Source organism: Franconibacter sp. IITDAS19 (genome assembly GCF_023079515.1).
Taxonomy (GTDB): domain Bacteria; phylum Pseudomonadota; class Gammaproteobacteria; order Enterobacterales; family Enterobacteriaceae; genus Franconibacter; species Franconibacter pulveris.
The window spans coordinates 1009908-1022743 of the sequence record NZ_JALJCP010000001.1; the positions used below are offsets into that span (position 1 = coordinate 1009908).

Sequence of the window (12836 nt, forward strand, 5' to 3'; positions counted from 1 at the left end):
GCGGGCGTTTCTCTTCACACTTCCCGCGTTTGCTGGCCCGACTTTGTAACAATGGCGGCCAGCTCTCTTCCTGTTTACCCACCTGACGCTACGCTTAGCGGGCGCTCGCGCACCGCGGGCAATAACGAGAGCTATCAGGCGAAGGAGCAGCAATGGGTAACAAAATCAAAATTGCGGTTATCGGCGGCGGCAGCAGCTATACGCCAGAACTGGTGGAAGGCTTAATTGCGCGTCGGGAGACAGTCGAACTGCGCGAGCTGGCGCTGGTGGATGTAGAGCAGGGGCGTGAGAAAGTAGAGACTATCGCGGCGCTCACCCGCAGGATGCTGGCGAAGAATGGCATGGAAGCGGTAAAAGTGACGGTTCATTTTCAGCCGGACGAGGCGATTCGCGGCGCGAGCTTTGTATTAACGCAACTGCGCGTAGGCCAGCTGAAGGCGCGCGCCGCGGATGAGCGCCTGGGATTGAAGTACAACCTTATTGGGCAGGAGACCACCGGCGTCGGCGGCTTCGCCAAGGCGCTGCGCACCATTCCCGTGATGCTCAATATCGCCCGCAAAGTTGAAGCCCTGGCGCCGGAGGCCTGGATTATCAACTTCACTAACCCGGCAGGCATTGTAACCGAGGCGGTGCAGCGCCATACGAAAGCGAAAATTATCGGCCTGTGCAACGTGCCGATCACCATGCACCATATGCTTGCCCAGATGCTGGATGAGCCGTTTGAGGCGTTGCGCCTGCGGTTCGCTGGTTTAAATCATATGGTGTGGGTGCATGAAGTGAATGTACGCGGTGAAAACCATACGCGGGAGGTTATCGATAAGCTGTGCAACGGCGCGACGATGACCATGAACAACATCAAAGAAGCGCCGTGGCCTGCCGCGCTGCTGCGAGCGCTTGGCGCAATCCCATGCCCCTATCACCGTTATTTTTATCTCACTCGCGAAATGCTTGAGGAAGAGCAGGCGGACGCCAAAGCCGGAGGTACGCGCGCTGAACAGGTAATGAAAGTTGAAGATTCGCTTTTCAGGCAATATCGCGATCCGCAACTCGACCACAAGCCGGAAGCGTTACGCTTTCGCGGCGGGGCGTTCTATTCGCAGGTCGCGCTGGAATTAATCGCGGCTATTCATAACGATACTGGCGCGCAGCTCGTAGTGAATACCGCGAACCTGGGGGCTATCCAGGGGCTGGCGGCAGATGCGGTGGTGGAAACGAACTGCATTGTCGATGCCACTGGCGCGAAGCCGCTGGCGTTTGGCGCGTTGTCCCCTGCGATGCATGCCCTGACGACGCAGATAAAAACGTATGAACAACTGACCATTGAAGCGGCGGTTAATGGCGATAAACGAGCGGCGCTGTTGGCGCTTATCGTTAACCCGCTTATTGGTGATGCGAAGCTTGCAGCCGATTTGCTGGATGAAGTATTAATATTGAACCGGGACTACCTCAGGCCATTCATTTGATAGCCGGAATAGATGAAATAGCGGGGCGGTAATGTACGTCCCGTAAAAAGCGTTAAACAATTAGGCTGCGCTTAATCGCCCTCGTTAAAAAATAGTTATGCACTTTCCCGACGGTAAATAAATTAAGTCTATTTGTAATCGATATCTTACAAATTATTTATATTGGCGGCGAAATTTTCAGTCTGTTTGTCTATTGACGAATAACCAGGATAAGCTAAAAGAAGCTAAGGATAATTCTGAAACTCTAAGGACAGAGCATGCTAATTATTGCAATAAAAACAGTCTGGTTGCACCGTTGTGATATGCAACATACTCATTGCGTATCACCTTACCAGACGGAGCGTGAATAATGATTGTTTCGCTCGACGTCAAATATCATTCGCAGTATTTATTTCTCCCTGTACGTCGGGGAGATCACTCGCTACTGGGCGTAGAACTTATCGCTGACTTTATTAGCGATAACGCCTCGGTGCGTATTCCGCCTGGCTTAGTGCTTTCCCGTATTACTGCAGAACAGCGGCTCATCCTTTTTTATGAAGCCATTAGTTTGCTGGAGCAAAATCGGGAATTTTTTATACAAAATCAGGTGCTGGCCTGGGTCAGCGTGGATGAGGTTATCGTCAGCGCGCTGTTAAGCGGCGTGGCGCTACAGAAAAGGGTCAGCGAATTGCCGTTTCTGGAGTTCAGCCTTACTGAGGATTATCCCGGCCTGAACGCAGGCAAAGCGCATCCGCAACTGAACGCGCTACAGGCTCTCCACCCGCTGCTGCTGGCGAATTATGGCTCGGGCGGGGCCACCAGTCGGGCGGTGTATGAAGGAATGTATCGTCGGGTTAAACTCGATAAGCAATTTATTAACCGGCAGCTTTCGCCTTCCACCTTCGAGCCCTTTATTTCCGCCATTATTAAGCAAATCTCGCCCTGCTGCGACACGCTGATTCTGCCGGGCATCGACAATGAAATTGCCCGTCGTCACGCCATCGCGCTTGGGGTGGGGGCGGTACAAGGCAGACTGTGGCCGCCAGTGATGGCCGCTTCGCTGGCATCGCTGATTGAATAACCCTGCGCGATAACCGTGTTTGCCTGACGTTTAAGGCACTACACTTAGGGCAGGAGGCCTCATGAGCGAAAACCCCCAATTTGTATCTACCTGGCGCGACGAGCTGCCGGGTTTCTATACCGAGCTTTCCCCAACACCGTTGAAAAATAGCCGCCTGCTCTGGCACAACGCACCGCTGGCGAAGACGCTGCAGCTTGACGATTCTCTTTTCACACCAGACCAGCCCGCTGGGGTCTGGGGCGGCGAAGCGCTGCTGCCGGGCATGGCCCCGCTCGCCCAGGTATACAGCGGCCATCAGTTTGGCGTCTGGGCCGGACAACTGGGCGACGGGCGCGGCATTTTGCTTGGCGAGCAGCAGTTGCCCGACGGACGTAAATTCGACTGGCACCTGAAGGGCGCTGGGCTGACGCCTTATTCCCGCATGGGCGACGGCCGCGCCGTGGTGCGCTCGACGGTGCGCGAGTTCCTCGCCTCCGAGGCGATGCACTATCTTGGTATTCCCACAACCCGGGCGCTTTCTATTGTCACCAGCGATACGCCAGTGCGACGAGAAACCATGGAACGCGGCGCGATGTTAATGCGTATTGCAGAAAGTCACGTGCGCTTCGGCCACTTCGAGCACTTTTACTACCGCCGCGAGCCGGAAAAGGTGCAGCAACTGGCTGATTACGTCATTCATCACCATTTCTCTCATCTTGCGCAGGAACAGGATCGCTACATCCTGTGGTTCAATGACGTTGTGGATCGCACCGCATCGCTGATGGCCCACTGGCAAAGCGTCGGTTTCGCCCACGGCGTCATGAACACCGATAACATGTCTATTCTGGGGCTCACTATCGACTACGGCCCCTACGGCTTTCTGGACGATTATCAGCCGCATTTTATCTGTAATCACTCCGACTATCAGGGACGCTATGCTTTTGATAATCAGCCAGGCGTTGGGTTATGGAACCTGCAACGACTGGCGCAGACGCTGTCGCCTTTCATTGATGTGGACGCGCTGAACAGCGGCCTTGAGCGTTATCAGATGGCGTTGATACGCGCTTACGGCAAGCAAATGCGCGCGAAGTTAGGTTTTCATACCGAGCAGATGGCGGATAACGATTTGTTGACGGAGCTCTTCTCGCTGATGGCTCGTGAGGGCAGCGATTACACCCGCACTTTCCGTATGCTGAGCCAGACGGAGCAGCTTTCCGCCGCCTCGCCGCTGCGCGACGAGTTTATCGACCGGGCAGCGTTCGACAGCTGGTTTGGCCGTTATCGCGAGCGTCTGCAACAGGAGGATGTGGCGGATGAAACTCGTCAGCAGTCAATGAAAGCGGTAAACCCGGCGGTTGTGCTGCGAAACTGGCTGGCGCAGCGGGCCATTGAAGGGGCAGAAAAAGATGACCCCAGCGAGCTGGCGCGCCTGTGCGAGGCGTTGCAAAACCCGTTTGCGGATCGCAATGATGATTTTACCCATCGCCCGCCTGACTGGGGCAAAAGGCTTGAGGTCAGCTGTTCAAGCTAAAACAAAGGCGCCGCAAGGCGCCTTTTGGCTGGAGGTTTACGCGCGGCTTTGCATCGCGTCGGCAAGCATCGCGAGCAGCGCTTCGCTGTCTTCCCAGCCGAGGCAAGGGTCGGTAATGGACTTGCCGTAAACCAGCGGTTGCCCGGCGGCGACCGGCTGGGTGCCTTCTTCCAGGAAACTCTCCGCCATCACCCCGGCGATGCCCTGTGAACCGGCGCGCAGCTGGCGGCAAATTTCTTCACACACTTCCAGCTGGCGTCGGTGCTGCTTCTGGCAGTTGCCATGGCTGAAGTCGACCACCAGCCGCTCCGGCAGGTTAAACTCACGCAGCGCGGCGCAGGCGGCGGCGATGTCCGCTTCGTGGTAGTTAGGCTGCTTTCCGCCGCGCATGATGATGTGACCATAGGGATTGCCGCTGGTCTGGTAAATCGTCATGCGGCCATGTTTGTCCGGAGAGAGAAACATGTGGCTGGCGCGGGAAGCGCGAATAGCGTCCACTGCGATGCGGGTATTGCCGTCCGTGCCGTTTTTAAAGCCCACCGGGCAGGAGAGGGCTGAAGCCATTTCACGATGAATCTGGCTTTCGGTGGTGCGCGCGCCAATGGCGCCCCAGCTAATCAGGTCGGCAATATACTGGCCGGTCACCATATCCAGAAATTCGGTGGCGGTCGGCACGCCAAGCTCGTTTATCTGCACCAGCAGACGGCGCGCCAGCTCTATGCCGTGATTAACCCGGTAGCTGCCGTTGAGATCCGGGTCGGAAATCAATCCTTTCCAGCCGACCACCGTACGCGGCTTCTCGAAGTAAGTTCGCATAACGATTTCAAGCTGCGACTGGTATTTTTCGCGCAGCGGTTGCAGGCGCTGCGCATACTCCAGCGCAGCGGAAAGATCGTGAATAGAACAGGGCCCCATCACCACCAGCAGGCGGTTATCTTCGCCATTCAGGATTTTTTCAATACGGCGACGTGCGCGGGTAACATGTTCCGCCACTTGCGGCGTGACGGGATAGCGTTGCGCCAGCTCCTCCGGCGTCACAAGGGTGTCGATGCGCGCTGTGCGCAGTTCATCGGTTTTATTCATTGGGTGTCTCGAAAGTGGTTGCTTCCCGGCTACAGCGCCGGGAAGTGATGGCCATCACGATAAACGAATCGCTCCTGATTTCAAGAAACGAGAAAGAGTATCAGCCAGATGTTCGGGACTTTACCATAAACGATCGCATCGGTGAACTAGTTTGCTAGTACATGCGTCGGCTTAGCTGCATAATGTCGAGGATTTTGGTCGCCAGCTCTTCCACGGAAAAGTTCGTGCTGTTGAGGTAGGGAATTTGATGCTTGCGATAGAGCGCTTCCACTTCCGTAATTTCCATACGGCACTGGCGCATGGAGGCGTAGCGGCTGTTTTCGCGCCGCTCCTCGCGGATCGCCGCCAGGCGGTCCGGGCTGATGGTCAGCCCGAAAAGCTTATGCTGGAGCGGGCGTAGCGCCGCCGGCAGCGTCAGGTTATCCATATCATCGGCGATAAAGGGGTAGTTGGCGGCGCGAATGCCAAACTGCATCGCCAGATAAAGGCTGGTTGGGGTTTTGCCGCAGCGGGATACGCCCAGCAGAATCACCTGCGCCTGGTCGAGGTTGCGCAGCGAAACGCCGTCGTCATGCGCCAGGGTGTAATCAATGGCGGCGATACGGGCGTCATAGCGGGTCAGGTTGCCGGCGGTCAGGCCATGGGTGCGGTGCGCAATCGGCGTCGGGTCAAGCCTGAGCTCCTGCTGCAGCGGCGCCACCAGCGCCTGCACAATATCCTGGCAAAAGCCTTCGCTTTGCAAAATGATGGCCCGTATTTCCGGCAGCACAATCGAAAAAAAGACCAGCGGGCGCAAACCGGTTTGCTGAAAAATGGCGTCAATCTGATCTTTCACCGCCCGGGCACGGCTTTCGTTTTCAACAAAGGGCAGGGTAATGCTGTTGATGGAAACCGGGAACTGCGACATCACCGCATGGCCCAGCACTTCGGCGGTGATGGCGGTGCCATCGGAGATATAAAAAACATGACGATCAACCACATTGTCCATTGCCGACATCCTGAAAAGTTAAGAATTTGCTTAAGCATAATTTAAATCAGAGTGCTAAAGCATAGCGATACTCTCATTTTTATAAAATGAAACGCGGTTTTTATAATAAATGAAAAGTGTGATTCATTTTTTCGAAGCGGCACATAGCCCATTATTTTAATAATGATTTCTTCCTAATCAATGGCTTAGAATTAGTACGAAAAGTGGTCTGAAATTAATGGGAAGTGGTCTGAAAATGAAAAATTTTAATATGCTTGAACGATTCACCGTTTTTCGCTGCGGAATAATTATGCCAGACTAAATTTGTTGTCAGGTGTTTCGTAACCCCGTTCAAATATCACAAAAGGATTGTTCGATGACCAACAATGGCTCGTCACCGCTGGTGCTTTGGTACAACCAACTCGGCATGAATGATGTAGACAGAGTTGGGGGCAAAAATGCCTCCCTGGGTGAAATGATTACTAACCTCTCCGGCATGGGCGTCTCCGTACCGAATGGATTTGCCACCACTGCCGAGGCGTTTAACCTGTTCCTCGACCAGAGCGGCGTTAACCAGCGTATCTATGAATTGCTGGATAAAACCGATATTGACGACGTGTCCGAGCTGGCGAAAGCGGGCGCGCAGATCCGTCAGTGGATCATCGACACACCTTTCCAGCCGGAACTGGAGCAGGCTATTCGCGAGGCTTATGAGCAGCTTTCAGCTGACGATGCGGATGCGTCGTTCGCGGTACGCTCGTCCGCCACGGCGGAAGACATGCCGGACGCCTCCTTTGCCGGCCAGCAGGAGACCTTCCTGAACGTACAGGGCATCGACGCCGTGATGGTGGCGGTAAAGCATGTCTTCGCCTCGCTGTTTAACGACCGCGCTATCTCTTATCGCGTGCATCAGGGTTACGACCATCGCGGCGTCGCGCTCTCCGCAGGCGTGCAGCGGATGGTGCGCTCCGACCTCGCAGCCTCCGGCGTGATGTTCTCAATTGATACCGAGTCGGGCTTCGATCAGGTGGTGTTTATTACCGCCGCCTATGGCCTTGGCGAAATGGTCGTGCAGGGCGCGGTCAACCCGGATGAGTTCTATGTGCATAAGCCGGGTCTTGAAGCGGGGCGTCCGGCGATTGTGCGCCGCACGCTGGGCTCGAAGAAAATCCGTATGGTCTACGGCGAAACCCAGGAACATGGCAAGCAGGTGCGTATTGAAGATGTGCCGCAAGCTGACCGCGACCGCTACTGCATCACCGCCGAAGAGGTACAGGAGCTGGCGAAGCAGGCGGTGCAGATTGAGAAACACTACGGCCGCCCGATGGATATCGAATGGGCGAAAGACGGCCACACCGGCAAATTGTTTATCGTGCAGGCGCGCCCGGAAACCGTGCGTTCGCGCGGCCAGGTGATGGAGCGTTACCAGCTTCACTCCCAGGGGAAAATCGTCGCGGAAGGCCGCGCCATCGGCCACCGCATCGGCGCGGGCGCGGTGAAGGTGATTCACGACATCAGCGAAATGAACCGCATTCAGCCGGGTGACGTGTTGGTGACCGACATGACCGACCCGGACTGGGAACCTATCATGAAAAAAGCGGCGGCGATTGTCACTAACCGCGGCGGGCGTACCTGCCACGCGGCCATCATCGCTCGCGAACTCGGCATCCCGGCGGTAGTGGGCTGCGGCGACGCCACCGAGCGACTGAAAGATGACGAAAACGTCACCGTCTCCTGCGCTGAAGGCGACACGGGTTATGTTTACGCCGAGCTGCTCGACTTCAGCGTGAAAAGCTCAAGCGTGGATACCATGCCGGATCTGCCGCTGAAGATAATGATGAACGTCGGCAACCCGGACCGCGCCTTTGACTTCGCCTGTCTGCCAAACGAAGGGGTGGGGCTGGCGCGCCTGGAGTTCATCATCAACCGCATGATTGGCGTGCATCCGCGCGCGCTGCTGGAGTTTGACCAGCAGGAGCCGGGTTTGCAGAACGAGATCCGCGAGATGATGAAAGGATACGACAACCCGCGGGAGTTTTATGTCGGCCGTTTGACCGAAGGCATCGCGACGCTGGGCGCGGCGTTTTACCCGAAACGGGTCATCGTGCGCCTTTCCGACTTTAAATCGAACGAGTACGCCAACCTGGTAGGCGGCGAACGTTACGAACCGGATGAAGAGAACCCGATGCTCGGCTTTCGCGGCGCGGGCCGCTATGTGGCGGACAGCTTCCGCGACTGTTTCGCGCTTGAGTGCGAGGCGGTCAAACGCGTGCGTAATGAGATGGGGCTGACCAACGTAGAGATAATGATCCCGTTCGTGCGTACCGTGGAGCAGGCAAAAGCGGTGGTGGAAGAGCTGGCGCGCCAGGGGCTTAAGCGCGGCGAAAACGGGCTGAAAGTCATTATGATGTGCGAAATTCCGTCCAATGCCCTGCTGGCCGAACAGTTCCTTGAGTACTTCGACGGCTTCTCTATCGGCTCCAACGACATGACGCAGTTAACGCTGGGCCTGGACCGCGACTCCGGGGTGGTCTCTGAACTCTTCGACGAACGCAACGAGGCGGTGAAAGCGCTGCTTTCCATGGCTATCCGCGCCGCGAAAAAAGAGGGCAAGTATGTCGGCATCTGCGGACAAGGCCCGTCGGATCACGAAGATTTCGCCGCCTGGCTGATGGAAGAGGGGATAGACAGCCTGTCGCTGAACCCGGATACCGTGGTGCAGACCTGGCTTGGCCTGGCTGAACTCAATAAGTAAATCTCGCACTTCGAAAAAGGCCCGCGCTTTGCGGGCCTTTTTTATTCATCAAATATATATTCTTGCGCCACGTCACAGTCAGGAGAAAAAGCAAAAAAACGTAATCTGTCTGGTAATTACAGCAATTGTTGAGTGGCCTGGGCTTATTAATACTTAGCCTCACATCGCACGGTCTGTTGGTGTGCGGGTTGAATTTTTTAACCTGATAAAAGGCAAATAATAATGACGCTCTCCTCTGTGCTGACCACAAAAGATAAAATAGGCTACGGGCTAGGCGATATGGCCAGCGCCCTGGTCTGGCAAACCGCCACGTTATTTCTCGCTTATTTCTATACCGATGTATTTGGACTACCCGCCGCTATTATGGGGACGATGTTTTTACTGGTGCGGGTGATTGATGCTTTTATCGATCCCTGCATCGGCGCGCTGGTGGACCGCACGCAGACCCGCCACGGGCGCTTTCGCCCCTGGCTGCTGTGGTTCGCTATTCCTTTTGGCGTCAGCTGCATGCTGACCTTCTATGTGCCCCCGCTCAGTCCGACGCTGAAAATCGTCTATGCCTGCGCCACTTACAGCCTGCTGAGCCTGGTCTATTCCGCGATTAACGTGCCTTACTGCGCCATGCCCGGCGCGCTGACGCTCAACCCGCGCGAGCGCCATTCGCTGCAATCCTGGCGCTTCGGGCTCTCTTTTATCGGTGGGCTAATCGTCACCGTGATAGCGCTGCCGCTGGTGGAATGGCTGGGTGAGGGCGACGCGCAAAAAGGCTATTTCTTCGCCATGGGACTGATGGGGCTGTTAGGCGTGGCGCTGTTTTACTGCTGCTTTTTTATGACTCGCGAGCGTTATGCGCCCGGCAATGATAATTCCGCTTCGCTGCTCAAAGATTTAAAGCTGCTGGCGGCCAACAGTCAGTGGCGAATTATCTTCGTGTTTAACATCCTGCTATTAACGGCGGTGGTGACGCGCGGTTCAGCCACGATGTATTACGTGAAATATGTCATGCTGCGCCCCGATCTGGTGTTTGCATTTATTGTTTCCGGGATGATTGCGAATTTATCCGGCGCCTTATTATCTGAGCGCCTGTTAGGGAAATTTGACCGGGTGCGCGCGTATCAGTGGACCATTATTAGCTTTGTGGCGCTGGCTGCGATTATCTTTTTTATCCCGCCTGACGCCGTCTGGCTCATATTCACCATAAATATTGTTTTCAGCTTTATTCAGAACCTGACTACCCCGCTGCAGTGGACCATGTTTTCTGATGTTGTCGATCATGAAGAACACCGCAGCGGCCGTCGTCTCGACGGGCTGGTTTTCTCCACCGCGCTGTTCGCCATCAAGTTTGGCCTGGCGCTGGGCGGCGCTGTCGTGGGATGGGTGCTGGGAATGGTGGATTATCTGCCTAACCAGACCGCGCAAAGCGCCGTCGTGCTCACCACCATTAATGCGCTGTTCACGCTGATTCCCTGCGCGCTCTTTCTGTGCATGGCGCTGCTGCTCTGTTTCTACCGGCTCAGCAGCCGCCGCGTAGCCGATATCGCCGAAGCGCTGGCCCGCAAGCGCAAAACACGCGAAGAAACGCCTTCACTTAATCCCGCCGTACAGGAGTAACTGATGACTGAGATCTATAAAGACCCGCAACGCCCCGTAAACGAACGCGTAGCCGATCTGCTGGCGCGTATGACCCCGGAGGAGAAGTTTGCGCAGATGCACGCGTACTGGCTCATTCTCTCCCCGGAGGGCGATCACCGCGAACGCAGCGATTTGAGCGACGATTTTGCCGGCGTTAGCGAACAGACGGATCTCGCCACCCGGCTTCAGCGCGGCGTAGGGCAGATCACCCGGCCGCTCGGCACGCACATTGTCGAGGCGAGGGAGGGCGTGCGCGCCGCAAATCGTCTACAGCGCACGCTGGTGGAAGAGACGCGGCTCGGCATTCCGGCGATGTTTCACGAAGAGTGTTTAGTCGGTCTGCTTTGTAAAGACGCCACGCTTTTTCCCTCGTCGCTCAACTATGGTTCGACGTGGGACCCGGAGCTGGTCGAGCGCGCGGCGGCGGCCATCGGCGCAGAGGCCCGCGCCACGGGCTGCCACCAGGGACTGGCGCCGGTGCTGGATGTCTCGCGCGACGTGCGCTGGGGCCGAACGGAAGAGACCTTCGGCGAAGATCCCTGGCTGGTGGGCGTGATGGCCACGCGCTACGTCCAGGGGTTACAGGGCAAATCCCGGGATCTGCTGGCCACCCTGAAACATTACGTGGGGCACTCGTTCAGCGAAGGGGCGCGCAACCACGCGCCGGTGCATCTGGGCTTCTGCGAGCTGAATGATACTTTCCTGCTGCCCTTCGAGATGGCGGTAAAACTGGCGCACGCCGGTTCGGTGATGCCGGCCTACCACGATATCGATAATCAGCCGGGGCACAGCGACGCGTTTCTGCTGACCGATGTGCTGCGCAACCAGTGGGGCTTCGACGGCATTATCGTTGCCGACTATGGCGGCGTGAGCCTGCTGCATCAGCATCACGGCGTTTCGCACGACGGTGCGGAGTCCGCCGCGCTCGCCTTTAACGCCGGACTCGATATTGAATTGCCCAAAGACGACTGCGCGCGCCACCTGGCTGAAGCGGTGGCGCGCGGGCTTATCAGCATGGAGAAAATTGACGAGATTGTCGCACGCGTGCTGACGCAGAAATTTCGCCTCGGTCTGTTTGAGCGCCCCTATGCCGATGAAAACGCCGTCGCGCTGCAGAGCGAGGAAGCGCGCGCCATAGCCCGCGAGGTGGCGACCCGTTCGCTGACGCTGCTGGAAAACCGCGGCGCGCTGCCGCTCGCCGCAAGCCAGACCGTAGCGGTGATTGGCCCAACCGCCGACGACCCGCTGGCGCTGCTGAGCGGCTACAGCTTCCCGGTGCACCTCATCATCAGCGATATGCTGGAGCAAACGACGCAGGTCACCACGCCGTTGCAGGCCCTGCGGGAACAACTGGGTGAGGAGAATGTGCGCTATGCCAAAGGCTGCCACATCATTGAAAAACGGATGGCGGGCGCGCCGGTCTTTCCGGGCGACAGCGGCAATAAGCCGATGCAGTCTTCGCCTGTATCACTCGATCAGAGCCTGATTCCGCAGGCGGTGGCGCAGGCGCAGCAGAGCGATATCGTTCTGGCCTTTGTGGGCGATCTCGCCGGGCTGTTCCAGAGCGGCACGGTGGGGGAAGGTTCGGATACCGACAGCCTGGCGCTGCCTGGCGTACAGCAGTCGTTGCTGGAAGCGCTGGTGGAGACAGGAAAACCGGTGGTGGTGGTCATGACCGGCGGGCGGCCTTATCACCTGGGCGGGCTGGAATCTCGTGTTGCCGCCTTGCTGATGGCGTGGGCGCCGGGTCAGGAGGGCGGTCACGCCATTGCCGACGTGCTCACCGGCAAAGCCGAGCCGCAGGGGCGACTGGTAGTTTCCGCGCCCAAAAGCGCCGGGGCGATGCCTTATTACTACAACCATAAGCTGAAAAGCGGCGGCACGCCGTTCGCCTTCCACTTTGGCGCGCGCTATCCCTTCGGCTACGGCCTGAGCTGGACACAGTTCGACTATAGCCCGCTGACGCTGGCGGAGGAGGAGGTAGCGATAAACAAGGGCGTTATCAACGTTTCCGTAACGGTCACTAACCGGGGCGAGCGCGCAGGCAGCGAAGTGGTGCAGCTCTATGTGCGCGACAACGTCGCGTCGATGGTGCGTCCGGTGCAAGAGCTAAAAGCCTTTCAGCGCGTAAGGCTCGAAGCAGGCGCCTCAGCGCGGCTGACCTTTTCGTTGCCCGTAGACATGCTCAATTTTACCCGTCGCGACGGCAAGCGCATCGTAGAGCCGGGTGAGTTTGAGCTGCGCGTTGGCGCCTCAAGCGCTGACATTCGGGCGACGAAAACCGTAACGGTTACAGGCGAGACGCGGGTCCTTGGTCAGCAATGGCACATGCTGAGCCACTGTGAAGTGAGCTTTTGACTAAAACC

At 57.1% G+C, this 12836-nt stretch carries 8 protein-coding genes; 6 read left to right on the plus strand and 2 right to left on the minus strand.

Annotated features, from left to right (window positions below; translation table 11 throughout):
• The first annotated feature begins 152 nt into the window (after window positions 1–152).
• The 3 genes from MT962_RS04975 (at window position 153) to selO (ending at window position 4033) form a co-directional block, all read left to right on the plus strand.
• Window positions 153–1463 carry a 6-phospho-beta-glucosidase gene (locus tag MT962_RS04975; protein WP_247364814.1) on the plus strand — a complete coding sequence of 437 codons (1311 nt, stop codon included), beginning with the start codon at window positions 153–155 and terminating at the stop codon, window positions 1461–1463.
• A 349-nt stretch (window positions 1464–1812) separates the two neighbouring features.
• On the plus strand, window positions 1813–2523 hold the full coding sequence (locus MT962_RS04980; RefSeq protein WP_024558084.1) for an EAL domain-containing protein: 711 nt from the start codon (window positions 1813–1815) through the stop codon (window positions 2521–2523).
• 61 nt (window positions 2524–2584) lie between these two features.
• Window positions 2585–4033 (plus strand): protein adenylyltransferase SelO, encoded by a 1449-nt coding sequence (selO, locus tag MT962_RS04985; RefSeq protein ID WP_247364816.1) that lies wholly within the window; start codon window positions 2585–2587, stop codon window positions 4031–4033.
• A gap of 36 nt (window positions 4034–4069) precedes the next feature.
• Here selO and MT962_RS04990 read toward each other — a convergent pair whose 3' ends face one another.
• Both MT962_RS04990 and MT962_RS04995 read right to left on the minus strand, forming a co-directional pair.
• The gene (locus MT962_RS04990; RefSeq protein ID WP_024560440.1) at window positions 4070–5116 is read right to left on the minus strand and encodes a 3-deoxy-7-phosphoheptulonate synthase; all 1047 of its coding nucleotides are present in this window, start codon (window positions 5114–5116) and stop codon (window positions 4070–4072) included.
• 154 nt (window positions 5117–5270) lie between these two features.
• The gene (locus MT962_RS04995) at window positions 5271–6104 is read right to left on the minus strand and encodes a pyruvate, water dikinase regulatory protein (RefSeq protein ID WP_024558087.1); all 834 of its coding nucleotides are present in this window, start codon (window positions 6102–6104) and stop codon (window positions 5271–5273) included.
• A gap of 355 nt (window positions 6105–6459) precedes the next feature.
• Between MT962_RS04995 and ppsA the strand changes: the two genes are divergently transcribed.
• From ppsA to MT962_RS05010, 3 genes are all read left to right on the plus strand, one after another.
• Complete coding sequence (gene ppsA / locus MT962_RS05000; RefSeq protein WP_024558088.1) at window positions 6460–8838, plus strand: phosphoenolpyruvate synthase; 2379 nt, start codon at window positions 6460–6462, stop codon at window positions 8836–8838.
• Window positions 8839–9060: 222 nt separating this feature from the next.
• Entirely contained in the window at window positions 9061–10449 is a 1389-nt protein-coding gene (locus MT962_RS05005; protein ID WP_048888215.1) for an MFS transporter, read from the plus strand.
• A gap of 3 nt (window positions 10450–10452) precedes the next feature.
• Entirely contained in the window at window positions 10453–12828 is a 2376-nt protein-coding gene (locus MT962_RS05010) for a glycoside hydrolase family 3 N-terminal domain-containing protein (RefSeq protein ID WP_247364820.1), read from the plus strand.
• The last annotated feature ends 8 nt before the right edge of the window (window positions 12829–12836 follow it).